Origin of the sequence: Peribacillus butanolivorans, from assembly GCF_001273755.1 — a bacterium.
In the GTDB taxonomy this organism is placed as follows: Bacteria; Bacillota; Bacilli; order Bacillales; family DSM-1321; genus Peribacillus; species Peribacillus butanolivorans.
In genome coordinates this window covers 249,655-267,787 of record NZ_LGYA01000001.1, presented here as the reverse complement: position 1 = coordinate 267,787, position 18,133 = coordinate 249,655, and the positions used below count along the sequence as shown (strand labels likewise).

The following is an 18,133-nucleotide window of genomic DNA, read 5'->3' as shown; positions in this document are numbered from 1 at the left end:
TTTATTAATAAATTTACAAATCTATGTTACTATTGCACTAGTTAACATACTTAGAAATACATGGACGCATATTAAATAATTGAAAAAGGATGTCATTATTGTTTAAGAGGGGGAAAATTATGAAAAAAATGTTTGTTTTTTCATTATCTTTGGTTATGTTATTTAGTTTAGTAACTCCGTCCTTTGCCAATGAAAATGTTAGCAACGGAACATCTCCAGAACAAGAGTTAGAAGGATATACATATTCTCTTAATGATCTTGAAATAACGAGTAATACCATTTTAACAGACCAAGAGATTGAAAACGTGTACAATGCAGTTATGAGTACGACACCTGAAACAACATCGATTGAAAATGACCCTGACTATGGTGGTATATCATTGCGCGCTCCTGTGTCTGGCGGTTCAACAGTTACTGAAATAGCACCTATTTTTAGAACATACAAAAATACCGGTGTAAACGAAGCCAAAAATCTAATTTTTGCATATATGATGAAAAAGATTCCTAAATCATTAACAGATAACGTATTTGCAAATTGGCTTTTTGTAAAGTTAAATAGCTGGTCTAAAATTAGTCCAACTTATGTGGGTTCTTGGGTATCAAGTTCTTATAGCACTGCAGAAAAGAAAAGAAATTATCATGCAACAGTAGTACATTACGGAAAAAGTAATTACACAGCACCTAAATCAGTTCAATATTTCCAATGCAATTACTGGTTTGGAAAATAATTAATAACCGAGGAAATGGGGAATAAGATGAATTTGATAACATTAGTGAGAATAGGTATCTTTTTATTATTTTCTGGTCTTATGATTTTTGATTATTTCCCGAATATCGTCTTCAATGACATGTCTAAGACTACAATGACAATTGGAATTATCGCAGTAGTGATTATCTATTTGGTAATTAATCGAAAGACTGATGAAGATAACGAAAAAAACTCATTTATTGGAGAAGCAGCATTTATTCTCTATACTTTAGTGCTAATAGGAGTATTAACATTAATGGGTGGGAAATCTACTGTAGGAATCTCATTAAATAATCCTATTTTATGGTTTGTTTTATTATTGACTATAGTTGATATGACATTAAGATATAGGAAAATTAATGCTTAGAAAATTCATTTGCTATTGAAGTAACAAGGCAACCAATATGGCTGTCTTATTTATCGTCCCAATTGCCCAAATTTCATAAGCTTATCAGCGTCAATATTTTAGATGATTTGCCTTATCTATACGAATAACCGTCTCTGACAATGCAGTCCAACGCTGGTCACTAGCTTTAAAATCAATCCTAATTGAATCAACAAATTGATCAATATTGTCTAGCTTTGTTTTAATGATAGCCGATTCTGTAGCATCATTTTTGACATTACTTTTGATATCGTTTTTTCTATTTCGGCTAAATGTTAACAAGCCCAGGACAGCCCCTGTTGCTGTACACAATAAACCGAATGACAAAATGTTCGGCCAAGCATTCATGTTGCTGCTTCTTGAACTCGATATTTTCATCATAAGTGAAAATAAAGAAGATAAGCCTTGAAATTTATGAAACAACTCACCGACCCGATCTCCCCTCATAATCTGTAACTAGGCACATTTATGAGGGGGACGGATCATGGAGATGGAATTAACGGCACTCCATTGGATTTATGTTGTATTTATTGCATTGATAATCGGGTTTATGGTAAAACGTCGTGATACTACCCTCATTTGCATAATTGGAATTTTCCTTTTGGCTTTAGTTGCTACTGGCAGTTTAGCCTCATCCATAAGCGGGATATTTAACAGCTTCATTTTCGCAATCACAGAATTAATGTCCACGATATTAATCATTTCAATCATAGTTGCCATGAGCACGGTTTTAACGAAGTCTGGAATTAATGATGTCATGATCGCACCATTTGCTAAATTCATTAAAAATCCTACACTTGCCTTTTGGATAATCGGAATCGTCATGATGATCATATCCTGGTTTTTCTGGCCCTCACCGGCTGTTGCCTTACTTGGGGCGGTTATGCTCCCCGTTGCATTACGGGCTGGTTTACCTGCTCTCGGTGTGGCGATGGCGATGAACCTTTTTGGTCACGGAATAGCATTGTCAGGGGATTTCATCATTCAAGCTGCACCTAAACTGACGGCGGATGCCGCTTCGATACCAGTCGGTGATGTTATCGCTGCGAGCATTCCCCTTGTCATCACAATGGGCGTCGTCACCACCCTCTCCGCCTTTATCCTCTTGAAGCGGGATATGAAACTTGGAAGAATCAAGGCGGAGGATAATGAAGGTATCGTCCAAGATCAAACATTTAGTGAAGATCTGCTCACACTGGCACAAAAGAAGTTTTTTGCAGTCTTCATTCCGATCGCATTTCTGTTGGATGTTGTGGCATTATCGATTTTGAAGTTACAAGGGGGAGATGCAACCGCATTGGTTGGCGGTACTGCCGTTTTCATTTTGCTGATTTTATCCCTTGTCGCACATAAACAACAAGGACTTGAAAAATCAACGGCCTATTTAATTCAGGGATTTCAATTTGGATTCAAAGTATTCGGACCCGTCATTCCAATCGCTGCATTCTTCTATTTAGGTGATTCTGGCTTCAACCAAATCATCGGTGACTATTTACCAAAAACGTCTCTCGGCATTGTCAATGATCTCGGTGCCGCCTTAGCAGCCTCCGTACCTTTAACGAAAGAAATAGCCGCCGTTACATTAACGGGCATCGGTGCCATCACTGGCCTCGATGGGTCGGGATTTTCAGGCATTTCTTTAGCAGGATCGGTTGCTAAACTATTTGGAACAGCCATCGGAAGCGGAACCGCTACCTTGACTGCACTTGGGCAAATAACTGCAATTTGGGTAGGCGGCGGAACCTTGATTCCATGGGCCCTCATCCCAGCCGCTGCAATATGTAATGTTAGTCCCTTCGAACTTGCGCGCCGGAATCTGCTACCGGTAACCATTGGTTTAGTATTCACTACAATAATTGCGATGTTTCTCATATAACTTTTTAAGCAGACAATGTGCTTGGGTAATAAAAAACGAGAACAGTACTTGAAGATCTAGATTTGTATGTGTGAAGTAATTTCCATATGAAAAAGGACTGAAAAAAAAGATCAGTCCTTTTTACATTTTAGATAAAAATCGAATTTTATCCTAACCCAGTAATCCAAGGCGATAATGCCCTATAGATTCTAAACTACATTATTTTTTCATTACTACTATCAACATTTATTGTTGACTCTACTTTCTTAGCCAGTTTAAATTTATAGAATAATATACAGGCGATTAAAAATCCTATCCCATAAAATAATCCGACTCGTTGAGTAGAATCAAAAGCTAGAAATACTAGAATCAAAAAGCAAAATCCTAAACAAAACAATGGGACAAATGGATAAAATGGTACTTTGTATTGTAATTCTTCCGTTTTCCCACCCGCTTTTAAAAACTTCCTTCGAAACATATATTGCGATAAAGCAATTCCCATCCATGAAATCGTGACAGAAATACCTGCGATTGACATAAGTAATACGAACACAGTATCAGCAGCAATAAAGCTGGTCAATAACGATAAGAGTGAAAAAGACATTGTAAAAAGAAGGGCATTCAACGGTACTTTTCTCTTAGACAAAGTACCAAATATCTTAGGTGCCATTCCATCATGTGCCATCGACCAAAGTAAACGTGAAGATGCATAAAGACATGAATTTCCAACAGAAAGAATAGCTGTCAAAATAATAAAGTTCATGATACCTGCTGCATAAGGGACCCCTGCAATCTTCATTAAAGTTACAAAAGGACTTTCTAATAAACCTAATTCAGAAGAAGGGAATATGGCAGAAAGAATAATAATGGACGCAATGTAGAATACAATGATTCTAAAAATTACATTTCGAATAGCTCTAGGTATGTTCTCTTCAGGATTTTCACTTTCCCCTGCTGCAATCCCTATTAGTTCTGAGCCTTGATAAGAAAATATTACATTCATCATTGTCACAAAGACAATTGCAATACCACCTGCTGGGAAAAGTCCAGAAGGAGCTAGATTCTCAAAGAATGGGGTTGGACGATCAGATAAGGAGACAAAGCCAAAGATGCCAGCGATTCCAATTAAGATAAACAAGATTACCGCAACGATTTTTATTCCAGCGAACCAATATTCCGCCTCTGCAAAACCTCTTGTCGTTAACGCATTCAATGTAAATAAAAGTACAATGAACACAGCACACCAAATCCAGATAGGAACATGAGGGAACCAGTGTTTCATCAATATTCCCGCTGCTGTAAACTCAACTCCTGCAGTTGCGGCTGAACCGACGAAATACATCCATCCGAGCGAAAAACCAGCGGAAGGTCCAATATATGTAGCAGCATATTTTTGGAATGAACCTGTAACCGGCATATGAACAGCTAGCTCGCCTAGACAGACCATTACCATATACAAAATAAGACCACCTGCTAAATAACCCACCAGAGCCCCTCCAGCCCCTGCTTGATTAATTGTATAGCCTGCATTTAAAAATAGGCCTGTCCCAATAACGCCACCAAGCGAAAGCATAAATAAATGACGTCTTTTCATTGAGCGTTGCAGTTGTTCATTGTTTTCCAAACCATTCCCCATATTATCACGTCCTTTTCTTTGCTATTAATCCACCTTCTTCCTAACTAACTTAGAATCTTAATGAGAGACAACTAAGACCGCCATCTTGTTTTTGGAATTCTGACATCTCCACTTCAATCACAGTGTATCCAATATCTTCAATCTTTTTCTTTGTTCCCTCAAATCCTTTCGGGACAATAATGTAGTCGTTCATTCGGACGCAGTTACCCGAATATTCTTCGTCCTCTGTTACAACAATTTGATTATAGCTAGAAAAAGCTTCATGATTGATGAATTCTCCGGCCACTAATAAATTATTGTCTCCTAGATAATTCACACCCGTTTTTAAATGAAAGAATTTCTTAAGAGGAATGATGGTCGTATCATAACCATACTTACCCATAATATCTTTGAACTGCCGAGCACCTGCTTCATTTGTTCTTGAAGAAAGTCCAACATAGAAGCGATCTTCAGCCTGCATAACATCTCCGCCATCTAACATACCTGGGGATTGAATATACTCAATTGTGTCATAAAAGTCTTTTAAAACTTCTTTCATTTCAATAATCTCACCATTTCGGCTATCTGCACCAGGATTCGTTACAAGGGCACATTTTGGCGTCAACACGGCGGTATCTTCTACAAACGTAGAATCAGGGTATGTTTCATCCGATTCGAGAACAGTCACTTTCACGTCGCAGCGTTTTAATGCTTCTATATAAGCCTCGTGTTGTACCAGCGCTTTTTCATAATCTGGGTTTCCTAAATCCGATGTTGTTAAACCATTTACAAAACTTTTACCAATCTTTCGTACAATCGCATGTTTAAACATATTTATTCCTCCTAATATAGTTAACTTAACTTTTTTAAAATAGGGACAGTTAAACCACCTGAACCTTCCGTACCTTAGTGCACTTGTGCTCCAAACTGTACAAGTAGTTTTTTAGTTATTGGATTTTCGGCACCACTGGCCTTGCAGAAATGTTTCTATCGACTCTCTACCAAACTCTTAAACATACTCTTTATCAAACTCTCTATCATAGCAGGAGTATGGACAAAGGCACTATCGATGTGAAGGCGCTCTGTACGCTGATGTGCATCTTTGCCGAACGGCCCTACATTGAGCACGGGTGCTTGAAGTTGAAGCATATCAGCGAAAGGAATGCTATAAGTATCGCCCCAGACTGGCGTATTCTTTTCAAAAGCCGTCCAGCCATCAGCCTCATCACTATATTGAACATAGCTTAAATCGCAAAGACCATTAAAATAATGAATTTGGCTGACTTCTTTATTAAACCTGGCTGCAGTTTCCTTTATTAATTGCACAGAATCGATGATAAACGGGTCATTGGACGTATTAACAGCTGGATAATAGGGCGGCGCAAACAGCAATACAATAGCCGGCGCAAGCTCCTGACATTGAATCATCAGTTTATCTGCGATTCGCAGTGATTTTTCCCGCTCATCCCAATCCATGTTTCCTTGGACTTCACTCTTTATTTCCTCAACAAAATTTGCACCAAATTTCCCCTCGGCATAAGAAAGTAACTTTTCGTAGCGCAATACTTTTACTTCGCCTACACCTTCAATCTGTTCACGCCGGCAAACAGCTTTATATGATTCATTGCACATTATCGCTGCTTCCTGTGCAACCTGCTCGAATATATCCATAATTTCAGCAGCGCTTCTTTTCATAATGAAAACATTATAAAGGGCGGCTGCACGATAAGGAGTCTGTGTTGAATATTGTAATTTCAAATCTTTTTGCTGAAGCGAAACGGGTAAAGGTGTATCCTCTCCGAGATCACTTTCCTGAAACAGAGTGCTCCACTCCATGAGTTGAGTAAGGAACGAGGCAATATAGTTAGCTGTAATTCCCTTTAAAGGCTCACCAACGTGAGTTTCTTTTCCATAAAAAAGAGCAGCCGGCATGATTTTTCCCAACGTTCCAGAATAGATATAATGTCTATCATCTCCCGGTTTCTGTGAAAAAGATGGTTCACTGTTAAAAAACATTTTATAAGAAAGGTCATATTTATCACGCAAAGTCACAAGTTCTTTAACTGCAGCTCTCATTCCCGCTGAATTCACTTCCTCATCTGGGACGGTTAGTAGCAGAAGATTGATAGACCATTGTTCGATACTTGCTTTTTCGATGAGAGCCATATGAAGGGCAAGTCCCATTTTCATATCCATCGTTCCTCTTCCAAACAAGTACTTTCCCGATTCAAGATCAATGCGCGCTTCTTCCGGTAAATTATCTTTTCGTTCATGAAGTTTTTTTGTAAGCTCCTCTGGTTGAAAAGCAAGAGTCTCAAGATCGCCGTATTCTTCAGTCTGAACCGTATCAAAATGGCTAATTAATACGACTGTATCCTTTGCTTCAGAATGTTTGTAAAAGGCATTGACAAAATTTCTCCCTAGATCAACTTCGTGAAGTGATAAGTGCTCTGGATTCCTTTTAAAATAATCAAGCTTGCTTAATTTCTCTTGAACTTTATAAGGAAACATGCATTCCCCTTCAGTAAGAGTAAGACTTTCCCAGCTAACAAGTTCACATAATAAAGCACGAAGAGTTTCAGGTGTACCCCATAGTAATCGACTCATTGAAATCCCCCTTCCGATTTTTAATAAATGTAAGAACGTAGGAAAAACCAACCTTCTTTTATCTAAATTTTCTGTTTTTTAAAAGCGTAGTTCTCAATCCACTGTCCTGCTTTTGGAACTCAGACATTTCCAGTTCATTCGTTTTAAAACCAACTTCATTCATTTTATGTTTCGTCTCTTCATATCCCTTTGGAATTATCACATAATCATTTACAAGGATACAGTTTGCTGAGTATTCGTCTTGAGTTGAAACCGTTATTTTCTTGTATTGTGAAAAATTATGATGATTGATAAATTCACCTGCAGCTACAATCAAGTTTTTCCCAAGGTAGGCGATTCCTGTTTTCAGACAGCGGTATCTTCAACGAATGTTGAATCTGGAAATTCCTCGCTTGCTGGCAAGTGTGTAACTGAAACCCCGCATTTTATTAATGCTTCCACATAAGCATTTCATGCTTCTCTAATAATCTTTCATAATCTGGCTTGCCTAAGTCGGAGGTTGTTAAACCATTTACATAACTTTCTCCCAGTGTTTTTACAATTACATGTTAATACTTAATTTCCCCCTCAATATTTGATATTCGTACGTACAACTGGACAGGTTAAACAAGTCGGTCCGCCAGTGCCTTTATAACTGATTTCAGTTCCCTTGTATTCATATACTGTGGCTCCAGCATCAAGAAGCTGTTGTTTTGTGTAAGCGTTACCAGAAGACATTACACAAACACGCGGAGCTAATGCAAGCACATTGCAGCCTAAGTTCATGTACTCATCATCCGGCACTTCAATAAGCTGAATACCGCGATCAATAAGCAGTTTTCTGAAAAATACTGGCATAAGACGAGAATGGACTACTGCTAAATCATGGTCTACCATGCTGATAAAGGACATAAGATGGAGGCACTCTGCCTCGCCTTGATCATGTGTAAGCTGGACTACGATGAATTCATCGACAAGATGAGCGGTCATTTCTTTTAATTGACGAATAGCTTCAGCGTTTGTACGATAACCATGTCCGACAACAAGTGTCCGATCATCAAGCCAAACGATATCACCGCCATCTGCGACAGCATCACCAGTTAAAACACCAATAATCGGTATGTCCTTCTCCTTACAAAACTCCTTGTATACATTTGCTTCAGGCTGTCTCAATTCTTTCCCAGACTTTAAAATAATGGCTCCTTCACTTGTGAATTTTACAGGATCATGGGCATATAAGGAGTCCATTCCGACTTCCGAAGATGCGGGCAAATAATCGATGTTTGGAACATATTTCTCCAAAATAGAAATAAAGTCACCATACTCTGTTAGGGCTTCTTTGAAATCTGGCTCTTCTACATAGTTGAAATTCCGCCATTCTTGGCTTATATGTTCTTGACTAATAAAAGCGTCGTTCGGATGTTTTACAATGACACGTTCTAATGGTTGGTACATAGACGAACAATATGTCATTACCTTCCCTCCTTTTTCCGCATATCGGAAAACGTTTCCGGCAATAGGAAATTTTCTTAAATTATAAAATTAAATATGGTATAATGTCAATATGTTTTAAATCTTCAGTTTTTTTGTAACTCGTAATGAAAGATAGGTGGTAAGTTTATGCAATCAATTGACCGGGCCATGAACGTTATTAAGGTGCTAGTTTCCGATTCATCGGAAAACTGGCTGTCTATTACGGAACTATCTCAAGAATGTGAACTTCCGGTTAGTTCCATGCACCGTTTGTTAAAAGCAATGTCCAAGCATGGCCTAATTCAACAAGACGAACAATCCAAACAATATGGTTTAGGAAATATTTGGCTCGAATATGGTTTGCGTATGTATGACAAAATGGATTACATCAGTCAAATAAGGCCTGAACTAGAAAGGCTTATGAACAAAGTGGAGGAAAGCGTCTATCTCAGCCAGCCAGTAGGAATTGAGTCACTCATTATCGAACGAATCGACAGTGAAAAAAGCCAAATCCGTGTTTATGACCAGCTTGGCTCACGAGTCCCTATGCATATTGGAGCTGCTAATAAGGTAATGCTCGCCTATATGCCATATAATCAAGCGAAAAAAATCGTAGATGCTCTTTTGCCAGTTCAAGAAAGAGCAGCTTTTTGGGATATATTGAAAGAAACTAAAATGAAGGGACATGGAATCAGTCACAGTGAAAGAACAGAAGGAACATCTTCTGTAGCTGTTCCAGTCTTAAACCATTTTGGAGAAGTGCATGGGGCAGTGAGTATTGGTTTTGTCAGCTTTAACTTGACAGAAGACAGACTTGATTTTCTCATTAAAAATGTGATTGAAACCGGCAATCGAGTTTCTTCAAAATTGGGGTATAGAGGACCATGAATATGAGACCAGTGGATGAACGGTATTCACGAAACGATTCATCCATTAAAATCTTTTTGATTTATAATAAACCCTGAAAATTTTAATAAGTCGTCACTTCTTTTCCGAATTAATCTTTTCGTTAAAATTTCAGTCTTTCCCTTGCAATTAACGCAAATAATCAAAGCGATCAATATGGTAGATTGTTATTCCATCAAACCAATTAAAGGATAGTAGGCCTCAGATCCTAAGCAGATAGAACGGGTGTCACTTTACTTCAAAACCTTGTCTCTGAAACCGATGGCATAATAAAAAAGGACCCAAGAGTGTCTGAAATCACCACAACTTTAAAATATAGATTTCATCTATTATTCTAAGGTTGTGGTTCGATAAAATTTCCCCTTTTTTTATTTTTAAATTTACACCGTTTAAAATTTTCTTGGTTGAGTAACTTTTTTCTAAATCTGTGATGCTTAACAATGTTATCATCCCCCCATCACTTCATGATAAACACATTTCTGCCTTCTACTTATTCATTATTAAATTTCTTTTTAGAAATCCATATGTTTGTTACTAAGATTGTTAGTGCTGACAATACAATTGTCGATATTACACTCCAGATTACATCTGTATTGACTGTTCCTAAAATAAGTACTTCCATAGCATGTTTACTCATACTTGCCGGGTTTACATTGTCTAAAACAGGACTTAAACCCACTACGATTCTACAGCCCAGTAAAAATACTATTGATATTAATGCAATAATACCCTGACTATTAAAAATAGTACTGATCATTGTCGTGAATGAAACTATAAATAGAATCCACATCAGATAGAACAACAAAGCTACTAATAAGTCCACAAAATCAACTCTCGTAAACAATAAAATAACATATAGATATGAGACCAAGTATCCTAGCACTACACTGCAAGCAACAAACAAATAATTGGAAATAACTTTTCCACTTATATAAGAACCAACCGTAACAGGTCTTGTAAGAATAAAGGCTAACATACCATTTGCTTTGTCAGACTGTACGACCCCCATCATGGAAACGATAATAATCATGACCCCTAATTGATCAAATTGAGACCCTAATGTACTAGCAAGTACTTCGCCGCCTTTTTGAGCAGCCATACTTGGATCAATAGTGATCCCTTGGCCTCCACCTAGTGCCTTTAATATTGAAGGTAAGTAATAACTAACAACTGGTTGAGTTAATCCTAAAAATATAAATACAAGAGGCAGCCAAATAACTTTGAATTCACGTACCATCTGCACAAATTCCTTTTTCGCTAAAACGGTAAAATTATTCATTTTTCCACCACCAATTTTAAGAATATCTCTTCCAATGTATCGTTATCTATTTCAAACCGTACAAGATCAACATTGTGTTCCAGAGCACTCGCCAGTAATAAATTCTTGTTTAATTCTATATTTTCCACTTCTATTTTTAATTTATTTCCTATTACCTCTACACCTTTTACAAAGTTCAAGCTTTTAACGATTTCAATCCATTCTTGATTTTTAACTGTTAAATCAACATTAATTTTATTTTCACTATTCCTGTTTAATAATTCTGTCATTGTAGTATCTTCAATTTTTTCACCATTCTTTATAATGACAAATCTCTCACATATTTCTTCTGCATCACTTAATATATGTGTTGATAATAAAATGGTCGTCTCTTTCTTTATTTCTTCTATTATATTTAGAACTTCTCTTCGACCAATTGGATCTAATGCCGAAACCGGTTCATCCATTACAATCAAAGATGGTTTATGTAACAATGCTTGTGCAATTCCAAGTCTCTGTTTCATTCCACCTGAAAAGGTTCTTACCTTTGAATTCTCTTCCCCACTTAACCCTACTTTCGACATTATTTCTGGAATACTCCGTGTTAATTCTTCCTTCTTTATTCCTGATAGCTGTCCCATAAAAGTAAGGGTTTCTTTGGCAGTCATCCATTGAAAAAAGTTTGGGTATTGTGGTAAGTAGCCTATTTCCCTTTTCATTTTAGAAATTTTCTTACCACCAAGTAAGACTTCTCCCATGCTTGGATCTATAATATCTGCAATTACTTTTATTAGTGTCGATTTACCTGCCCCATTAGGCCCTATCAATCCAACACATTCCCCTGATTGTAGTTCCATTGAAAAATTATTAACCGCTGTTTTTTCTTTAAATTTTTTAGTAACATTTTTGATTTCTAATTTCATATTCTGTCACTGTCCTTTCTACCAATAACAAAGTACAGTATTGGACCAAGAGTGTTTACAAAAATAATAATGAGTGTCCACAATAAAATATTTTTCCTCGTTTTTCGATGTCTGTATAAATCAATTAAAGCTATAAGGACTAAAATAAATCCAATAGCAATTACCGGTAAAATAATCGGCAGAAAAGACATGAAATCAACATTCTTAAATTCGTCCCATCCGTAATGCAATTGCATACCTACCACTCCTATCATTTAATAATTCCAATTATAATGCTATCATTATCAATAATGATAACATTATAATTGGAATATTACACCTATTTTTTTCTTTTAAAAATATTGTTTTAGTTTTTATTATTATTTATAATGATAATATTATCATTATAAATAATAATAAAAATATAATGGGATTTATGTATGCTAAAAGCTATTAATCCTATTGTATGAACACATTTCATCTTTTAAAAAAAGACATATAATTTTTAAATGCATCTTACTTTCTTCAAAATACATTACGGTAAAAATTTTCTAATTTGATTAAATGTATTCTTTTACTATTATCTTACTTAAATGAAAATGATTTAACCATACACTATATGACAAAATGAAGTTATTATTCGTGATCTATATGATAAGAAAAGAACAATATTGGGATTATCGAATTGATTATCATTATGTAGTATCAAATTTCTAATGTAAGGAGAATAAAATGATTAATAAAGCTGAAATTTTAATGCACCCCGTAAGAATAAAGATCTCCCAAGCTTTAATGAGAAACAAAGAAAATGGATTAACACCACTAGAAATGTTAAAAATCATTAAAGATGTACCTCAGGCAACATTGTATCGACATATACAAGTTTTGTTAGATTCTGGAGTTATTCGTATTGTGAAAGAGAAAAAAGTGAGATCAGTTTCCGAAAAATACTACGTTTTAAATGAAGAAGAGGCACGACTTAGTGGAGAAGAGTGGAAAAAATCTTCTAATGAGAAAAAGTTGAACTATTATTCTTATTATCAATTATCACTTATGACTCAATATCAAAATTACCTTACTAAATTAGAAGAACGAGATTGCTCAGAAGATGGTTCAACCTTTTCACTTATAGAACTTAAGCTTGATGATGAAAGTTTTATTAACTTTCAAAATGAATTAAACGATCTAATGTTAAAATACTACAAAGCCACGAACCAAAGTGCTAAACAGGATTCTCCAATTCGAACCATTGGCGTTACCATTATTCCAGAATCATAAACAAATGAAAAAAGGCTGACCCAAAACAAGGCGCCATGAACCATATCCTTAACATATAGAAAAAAACACTACAAATAAAAAAACGAGTGTAAAACAGCTTACGTTTTACACTCGTTTTTTCGGGTTACACCCACGCTTCTCTTCTTATCGGAGAGGCTTTCAGTGTGGTAATTAACTATCCGCGGGGAAACGAGGGGGTAATTCAGATTTTATATCTTAACTAAGGTTTCTTTTATACTGCAGTATACTTCGTTCCAAAGCTGCTTATCTTCAGAAAAAGCCTCTGTTATTTTTTTAAATACTTCTTTTTGCTCTGCCTCAAAGCGCTCGTCATCCTTAGCTGGCAGATCCGATCGCAACTCCATTACGTACTCTTGTACCTTTGGTGCACGAGGCCCCCAAACCGCTTTTTCTTCACCATTCTTATCAATAAATATAAAAATAGGAATTGAACGTGCTGTTCCATTTGTTAAGTATTGATCTATCAGCTCAAGGTTTTGATCACGTAAAACCATGTGAGTTTCAATATTTGCGGCTTCTGCAATGTTTAAAAGAATAGGTATATTCATCATCGCGTCTCCGCACCAGTCTTCAGTAATGATAATAACTCGAAGGTCTTTCGCTTTTAAATCATTAAAAAAATCTTGGTCTACCTCCGAAACAGAAAACCGATCATAAATCGATTGTAAGCTTTCTTTATGAACTTTCATCGAAGCAACAAAATCTTTAGCAGGAATCCCCTTTTCAAACCATTCATTCAAAGTCTTCATCATAATTCTCCTATCTTTATTTATTTAAAAGTACCATAAACAACTTATGATTTCATTGTTTCCACTCTAATAATCAACAAGATTTTCCGAGTTGTGGATCACTAACAGCAGCCTGATAAAGTAAAAACATGTTTTCTTTCTCGTGTGTAAAGGGAAAACTCTAATTACAATTAAAAGCTAGGGCTAACTAACTATTATATTTTGAGCATTCAGTCAGTTATTTGCTGTGTACCGGTAATTTCCGGCAGCATCATGATTGGTGATTCTTCTATAAACAAAAAAAGTCATATATATAGGTTGGAGAAAAGAATGGAGGGGCTAGGATTTCTCCTTGTCTCTCTTTCCTTTGTCCGCACCTAATATATGCCTTCATTTGATGGATATAACGAAGATGTGAGAAATCTAATCCTTGCTCTCCTTAATTTGCTATTTCTTCATTAACAAAGCGATTTTTTGGATTCTTTAATCCAAGGTGATCACGGAGAGTGTCTCCTTCGTAGTCCAAACGGAACAAACCCCTCTCCTGTAAAATTGGAACAACCATCTCGACGAAATCCTCTAAGTCGCCTGGTAACAGTGGAAATTGAAGCATAAAGCCATCTGCAGCTTTTTCGGTAAACCATACCTCCATTTCATCGGCTACTTGAGTTGGTGTACCGACAAATCTATCACGTCTGGCAGGACTGAAAAATCTCGCATATAATTCACCGACTTTTAAGTCTTCTTCATCAATAATTTTCTTCATTTCATTAAAGTTACTTTGTATGCTATTTACTGATGGAAACTCAACATCCTTCGCTAGCGTATCTAAAGAGTATTTCGAAAAATCAACATTGCCCATATAACCAGAAACGAATTTCAAACTCTCATAAGGGTCGACGAGACTTTGGAGTTTATTGTATTTTTGAACGGCTATTTCTTCGGTTTCTCCGATAATAGGGGAAATGCCGTGAAGGATGTGGAGCTCCTCTCCACTTCTTCCAAAATCCATTAAGGACGATTTTAATTCTTGATAATATCGTTTCGATTCTTCAATGTTATCCCAATGTGTGAAAACGACTTCGGCTGTTCGAGCGGCTAATCGCTGCCCTGGTAGAGAAGCACCCGCTTGAATAATGACCGGCTGTCCCTGCGCCGATCGTGCAATATTCAACGGACCTTTAACCGAAAAATAGTTGCCTTTATAATGAAGCTCATGCACTTTATCAGGATCAAAAAATTGTCCCGTTTCTTTGTTATACACAAATGCATCATCTTCCCAAGAATCCCATAATCCCTGCACAACGTCGATGAACTCCTCTGCTCGTTCATAACGATGATCGTGTGCCCAATGTTTATCACGACTGAAATTCAAGGCCGTCTCTCCGGTCGCATCAGCTGTTGTAACAACATTCCACCCCACCCTTCCGCCGCTTATATGGTCAACGGAAGCAAATTGGCGAGCGTGTACATATGGTTCACTGTAGGTTGTAGAAGCCGTCGCCCCAATGCCAATTTTTTCTGTCGCTGCAGCTAATGCTGTAATTAGTACAATCGGATCAAATCGATTAAGTATTTGAGGATGCGATTCATGATTGATGGCCAAACTATCTGCCACAAAGGCAAGATCAAATTTCCCTTTCTCCGCAATTTTTGACAGTCTTTGCAAAGCTTTCACATCAATACTTGCATTCGGATTTGATGCCGGATGTCGCCACGACGCAACATGCATACCTGTTCCAATCAGATAAGCAGCTAGCTTCATCTGTCTGTCTTGAGCCATTCTAATCTCTCCTTATTTATTAGAATATATCTCCTTATAACTGCTCAATTCTTTCAAGGTAATGAATGTTGGAATATAGTTTCCATTGTAAGTTTCTTCAATAAATTTAGCCGTTTTCTCTGATTGATAGAGATCAACTAATTTTCGGTAAATTTCATTGTCTTGATCTTCACTCCTAGCCGCTATGATATTAATATAAGGCTTTGCAGTACTACTTTCATAAATAAGAGCATCTTTTAAATTTAGTCCCGCTTCTACCGCAACTCCATTATTAATCACCGAACCAGCTGTATCTTCCATCACACGTGGAGCACTGGCACTATCGACAGGAACAATTTCGATTTTCTTCGGATTTTCTTTTATTTTGTCCTGTCCACCATTTCCGTCAAAGTCATCAACAACTTTTAAGAGTTTTGCTTCTTGTAATAACAATAAAGCTCTTCCCCAGTTTGCTGGGTCATTGGGCACAGCAATTTGTGCACCATTTGGAATTTCTTCCACCGATTTATATTTACTTGAATACAAACCGAGAGGAGCAATAATTGTAGTCCCAATTGGAACGATGTCTGTATCGTTCTTCGCATTAAATGAATCTAAATAGGCAACATGTTGAAAGGCGTTGATATCAATATCCCCTTCTGCCAGCGCTTCGTTCGGATCATAAGCCGATGAGAAATTAACAATTTCAATTTCCACCCCTTCTTTTTCAGCCTGTTCCTTTAAAAATTCCCATGTTCGAAGTTCAGAATTTCTAATCCCGACCTTCACTTTCGTTTGTTTCCCTCCCGCATTAGTTGAATCACTTGAGCAACCTGTCAATAACACCCCCAAGATAAGCAATAAAGGTAAAATACATTTTTTCATCATTAATTCCCCTCTCTGTCTGTTCAGTACCACCACTACACTCTTCTAATTTTTCGTTCGAGTATATTTCCTAAACTTTGTACTCCCTGAACTACAATTACTAGAATTACAACGGTGACGAATATCGTAATAGTGCTAAAGCGTTGATAGCCATATGTTATAGCTACATCACCAAGTCCACCGCCACCTATAGCTCCTGCCATAGCTGTAGCGCCTACTAAACCAATTGTTGCAGTTGTTATACTCAGAATTAACGACGCAAAAGCCTCAGGCATTAAAAACCTGAAAATAATTTGTAACGGTGTTGCTCCCATAGCTTTCGCGGCTTCAATAATGCCTTCATCTACTTCTAATAGCGAATTCTCTACAAGTCTTGAGATATATGGGCCAATATGAAGCACGAGTGGTACAATTGCTGCTGTCGTACCAATCGACGTACCAACAATTAGTCTTGTAAATGGAATAATCGCCACAAGCAAGATAATAAACGGAATCGATCGGAAAATGTTTACAATTGGATTCACAATAGAAAAAATAAATCTATTTTCATAAATATGACCTTTTCTTGTTACAACCAATAAAATGCCTAAGAATATTCCAATGATGCTTCCAAAAAAAAGTGAAATACTAACCATGTACAGCGTTTCCCACAATGCGTTTAAAATGAGCTCTTTGCTGACTTCCATCCTTCGTAACCTCCTTCACTTCAACCTTTTGATTCTTTATAAACTGTAATGCCCGATCAATTTCATCATCATTTCCTATTATTTCAACAATTAAATTACCAAATGGGATGCCTTGTAACTCAGTAATATTGCCGAACAGAACGTTTATTTCCACATTAAACCTCTTCGCTGTTTTTGAAACGATAGGCTGCCCAGAGCTCAATCCAAAAAAATCAATTTTAAAAATACGGCTGAAATAGGCATCCTCTTTTAGCAACCCATAAACACTTGATGGCACTTCATCGCGAACAACCGATCGAATGAAGTTACGTGTTGTTTCTGTTCGTGGACGGGCAAAAATATCGAACACATTTCCTGATTCAATCACGCTACCATCCTCCATCACTGCAACCCGATTACAAATTTCTTTAATCACTTCCATTTCGTGCGTGATAATTAGAATGGTAATTTTATATTCATCATTTATCCGTTTCAATAGATTCAAGATTGATTTTGTTGTTTGTGGATCCAATGCCGATGTTGCTTCATCACATAATAGAATCGAAGGGTTTGTAGCCAACGCACGGGCAATCCCGACACGCTGCTTTTGTCCACCTGATAGCTGATTTGGATAATTCTTTGCTTTGTCTTCTAGACCAACAAAGCGGAGAATCTCATAAACTCGTTCTTCAATCTCTTTTTTCTTTTTTTTACTTAACAATAATGGCATCGCCACATTATCAAAGACTGTTTTGGAATTAAGTAAATTAAAATGCTGAAAAATCATGCCAATATTTTTCTTAGCTTCACGCAAATCTTTTTCAGACATCTTTGCTAGATCTTTTCCTTCTACAATCACTTCACCTAAAGTAGGATATTCTAATAGATTCACAGTTCGGATGAGTGTACTTTTTCCTGCTCCACTAAAACCGATGACTCCGAATATATCCCCTTTTTCAACGGTTATATTAATCTCCTTTAACGCTTCAATTTTCTTCTCTCCGTCATCAAATACTTTTGAAACCTGACGAAATTCAATCAAAGTGGCCACCTCCTCTTTTTAACT

At 36.8% G+C, this 18,133-nt stretch carries 18 protein-coding genes and 1 pseudogene; 5 read left to right on the top strand and 14 right to left on the bottom strand.

Features of this window, described 5'->3' with window-relative positions; genetic code table 11:
• The first annotated feature begins 119 nt into the window (after positions 1 to 119).
• Both AKG34_RS01245 and AKG34_RS01240 read left to right on the top strand, forming a co-directional pair.
• Positions 120 to 728: a hypothetical protein gene (locus tag AKG34_RS01245; RefSeq protein ID WP_053344429.1), complete on the top strand. Its 609-nt coding sequence runs from the start codon at positions 120 to 122 to the stop codon at positions 726 to 728.
• Between the two features lie 27 nt (positions 729 to 755).
• Positions 756 to 1,115, top strand: coding sequence for a hypothetical protein (locus tag AKG34_RS01240; RefSeq protein WP_053344428.1), 360 nt, complete (start codon positions 756 to 758; stop codon positions 1,113 to 1,115).
• Between the two features lie 90 nt (positions 1,116 to 1,205).
• Here AKG34_RS01240 and AKG34_RS01235 read toward each other — a convergent pair whose 3' ends face one another.
• On the bottom strand, positions 1,206 to 1,481 hold the full coding sequence (locus AKG34_RS01235) for a hypothetical protein (RefSeq protein ID WP_053344427.1): 276 nt from the start codon (positions 1,479 to 1,481) through the stop codon (positions 1,206 to 1,208).
• Positions 1,482 to 1,617: 136 nt separating this feature from the next.
• Between AKG34_RS01235 and AKG34_RS01230 the strand changes: the two genes are divergently transcribed.
• Positions 1,618 to 3,009: a hypothetical protein gene (locus AKG34_RS01230; protein ID WP_053344426.1), complete on the top strand. Its 1,392-nt coding sequence runs from the start codon at positions 1,618 to 1,620 to the stop codon at positions 3,007 to 3,009.
• Positions 3,010 to 3,202: 193 nt separating this feature from the next.
• On the opposite strand, the gene AKG34_RS01225 is transcribed toward AKG34_RS01230, so the two are convergent.
• The 5 genes and pseudogenes from AKG34_RS01225 to AKG34_RS01205 all read right to left on the bottom strand — a co-directional run bounded on the left by AKG34_RS01225 (position 3,203) and on the right by AKG34_RS01205 (position 8,662).
• Positions 3,203 to 4,624: an amino acid permease gene (locus tag AKG34_RS01225; protein ID WP_053344425.1), complete on the bottom strand. Its 1,422-nt coding sequence runs from the start codon at positions 4,622 to 4,624 to the stop codon at positions 3,203 to 3,205.
• Between the two features lie 49 nt (positions 4,625 to 4,673).
• Complete coding sequence (locus AKG34_RS01220) at positions 4,674 to 5,435, bottom strand: dimethylarginine dimethylaminohydrolase family protein (protein ID WP_053344424.1); 762 nt, start codon at positions 5,433 to 5,435, stop codon at positions 4,674 to 4,676.
• Positions 5,436 to 5,590: 155 nt separating this feature from the next.
• On the bottom strand, positions 5,591 to 7,210 hold the full coding sequence (locus tag AKG34_RS01215; RefSeq protein ID WP_053344423.1) for a M20/M25/M40 family metallo-hydrolase: 1,620 nt from the start codon (positions 7,208 to 7,210) through the stop codon (positions 5,591 to 5,593).
• A gap of 58 nt (positions 7,211 to 7,268) precedes the next feature.
• Positions 7,269 to 7,752 (bottom strand): annotated as a pseudogene (locus tag AKG34_RS26410) (hypothetical protein).
• Between the two features lie 25 nt (positions 7,753 to 7,777).
• Positions 7,778 to 8,662, bottom strand: a complete 885-nt coding sequence (locus tag AKG34_RS01205; RefSeq protein WP_053344421.1) for a dimethylarginine dimethylaminohydrolase family protein — start codon at positions 8,660 to 8,662, stop codon at positions 7,778 to 7,780.
• A gap of 147 nt (positions 8,663 to 8,809) precedes the next feature.
• Here AKG34_RS01205 and AKG34_RS01200 point away from each other — a divergent pair, with 147 nt between their 5' ends.
• Positions 8,810 to 9,550 carry an IclR family transcriptional regulator gene (locus AKG34_RS01200; protein ID WP_053344420.1) on the top strand — a complete coding sequence of 247 codons (741 nt, stop codon included), beginning with the start codon at positions 8,810 to 8,812 and terminating at the stop codon, positions 9,548 to 9,550.
• Between the two features lie 508 nt (positions 9,551 to 10,058).
• Here AKG34_RS01200 and AKG34_RS01195 read toward each other — a convergent pair.
• The 3 genes from AKG34_RS01195 to AKG34_RS01185 are packed head-to-tail and all read right to left on the bottom strand — an operon-like array spanning position 10,059 to position 11,985.
• Complete coding sequence (locus tag AKG34_RS01195; protein ID WP_053344419.1) at positions 10,059 to 10,847, bottom strand: ABC transporter permease; 789 nt, start codon at positions 10,845 to 10,847, stop codon at positions 10,059 to 10,061.
• The gene (locus AKG34_RS01190) at positions 10,844 to 11,749 is read right to left on the bottom strand and encodes an ABC transporter ATP-binding protein (RefSeq protein WP_053344418.1); all 906 of its coding nucleotides are present in this window, start codon (positions 11,747 to 11,749) and stop codon (positions 10,844 to 10,846) included. The genes AKG34_RS01195 and AKG34_RS01190 overlap by 4 nt, the downstream gene beginning before the upstream one ends.
• Entirely contained in the window at positions 11,746 to 11,985 is a 240-nt protein-coding gene (locus AKG34_RS01185; RefSeq protein ID WP_053344417.1) for a PLD nuclease N-terminal domain-containing protein, read from the bottom strand. The genes AKG34_RS01190 and AKG34_RS01185 overlap by 4 nt, the downstream gene beginning before the upstream one ends.
• A gap of 475 nt (positions 11,986 to 12,460) precedes the next feature.
• Here AKG34_RS01185 and AKG34_RS01180 point away from each other — a divergent pair, with 475 nt between their 5' ends.
• On the top strand, positions 12,461 to 13,006 hold the full coding sequence (locus AKG34_RS01180; RefSeq protein WP_053344416.1) for a helix-turn-helix domain-containing protein: 546 nt from the start codon (positions 12,461 to 12,463) through the stop codon (positions 13,004 to 13,006).
• Positions 13,007 to 13,215: 209 nt separating this feature from the next.
• Here AKG34_RS01180 and AKG34_RS01175 read toward each other — a convergent pair whose 3' ends face one another.
• From AKG34_RS01175 to AKG34_RS01155, 5 genes are all read right to left on the bottom strand, one after another.
• Complete coding sequence (locus AKG34_RS01175) at positions 13,216 to 13,776, bottom strand: thioredoxin family protein (protein ID WP_053344415.1); 561 nt, start codon at positions 13,774 to 13,776, stop codon at positions 13,216 to 13,218.
• 418 nt (positions 13,777 to 14,194) lie between these two features.
• Positions 14,195 to 15,538 carry an LLM class flavin-dependent oxidoreductase gene (locus AKG34_RS01170; RefSeq protein ID WP_053344414.1) on the bottom strand — a complete coding sequence of 448 codons (1,344 nt, stop codon included), beginning with the start codon at positions 15,536 to 15,538 and terminating at the stop codon, positions 14,195 to 14,197.
• Between the two features lie 12 nt (positions 15,539 to 15,550).
• Positions 15,551 to 16,402 (bottom strand): MetQ/NlpA family ABC transporter substrate-binding protein, encoded by an 852-nt coding sequence (locus tag AKG34_RS01165; RefSeq protein WP_083450632.1) that lies wholly within the window; start codon positions 16,400 to 16,402, stop codon positions 15,551 to 15,553.
• A gap of 35 nt (positions 16,403 to 16,437) precedes the next feature.
• Positions 16,438 to 17,088, bottom strand: a complete 651-nt coding sequence (locus AKG34_RS01160; protein WP_053344412.1) for a methionine ABC transporter permease — start codon at positions 17,086 to 17,088, stop codon at positions 16,438 to 16,440.
• Positions 17,030 to 18,109: a methionine ABC transporter ATP-binding protein gene (locus AKG34_RS01155; RefSeq protein ID WP_053344411.1), complete on the bottom strand. Its 1,080-nt coding sequence runs from the start codon at positions 18,107 to 18,109 to the stop codon at positions 17,030 to 17,032. The genes AKG34_RS01160 and AKG34_RS01155 overlap by 59 nt, the downstream gene beginning before the upstream one ends.
• Positions 18,110 to 18,133 lie beyond the last annotated feature (24 nt).

Coding starts and splice junctions, on each gene's coding strand:
- AKG34_RS01245 (WP_053344429.1), top strand. CDS start 120: ATGAAAAAAATGTTTGTTTTTTCATTATCTTTGGTTATGTTATTTAGT.
- AKG34_RS01240 (WP_053344428.1), top strand. CDS start 756: ATGAATTTGATAACATTAGTGAGAATAGGTATCTTTTTATTATTTTCT.
- AKG34_RS01235 (WP_053344427.1), bottom strand. CDS start 1,481: ATGAATGCTTGGCCGAACATTTTGTCATTCGGTTTATTGTGTACAGCA.
- AKG34_RS01230 (WP_053344426.1), top strand. CDS start 1,618: ATGGAGATGGAATTAACGGCACTCCATTGGATTTATGTTGTATTTATT.
- AKG34_RS01225 (WP_053344425.1), bottom strand. CDS start 4,624: ATGGGGAATGGTTTGGAAAACAATGAACAACTGCAACGCTCAATGAAA.
- AKG34_RS01220 (WP_053344424.1), bottom strand. CDS start 5,435: ATGTTTAAACATGCGATTGTACGAAAGATTGGTAAAAGTTTTGTAAAT.
- AKG34_RS01215 (WP_053344423.1), bottom strand. CDS start 7,210: ATGAGTCGATTACTATGGGGTACACCTGAAACTCTTCGTGCTTTATTA.
- AKG34_RS01205 (WP_053344421.1), bottom strand. CDS start 8,662: ATGACATATTGTTCGTCTATGTACCAACCATTAGAACGTGTCATTGTA.
- AKG34_RS01200 (WP_053344420.1), top strand. CDS start 8,810: ATGCAATCAATTGACCGGGCCATGAACGTTATTAAGGTGCTAGTTTCC.
- AKG34_RS01195 (WP_053344419.1), bottom strand. CDS start 10,847: ATGAATAATTTTACCGTTTTAGCGAAAAAGGAATTTGTGCAGATGGTA.
- AKG34_RS01190 (WP_053344418.1), bottom strand. CDS start 11,749: ATGAAATTAGAAATCAAAAATGTTACTAAAAAATTTAAAGAAAAAACA.
- AKG34_RS01185 (WP_053344417.1), bottom strand. CDS start 11,985: ATGCAATTGCATTACGGATGGGACGAATTTAAGAATGTTGATTTCATG.
- AKG34_RS01180 (WP_053344416.1), top strand. CDS start 12,461: ATGATTAATAAAGCTGAAATTTTAATGCACCCCGTAAGAATAAAGATC.
- AKG34_RS01175 (WP_053344415.1), bottom strand. CDS start 13,776: ATGAAGACTTTGAATGAATGGTTTGAAAAGGGGATTCCTGCTAAAGAT.
- AKG34_RS01170 (WP_053344414.1), bottom strand. CDS start 15,538: ATGGCTCAAGACAGACAGATGAAGCTAGCTGCTTATCTGATTGGAACA.
- AKG34_RS01165 (WP_083450632.1), bottom strand. CDS start 16,402: ATGAAAAAATGTATTTTACCTTTATTGCTTATCTTGGGGGTGTTATTG.
- AKG34_RS01160 (WP_053344412.1), bottom strand. CDS start 17,088: ATGGAAGTCAGCAAAGAGCTCATTTTAAACGCATTGTGGGAAACGCTG.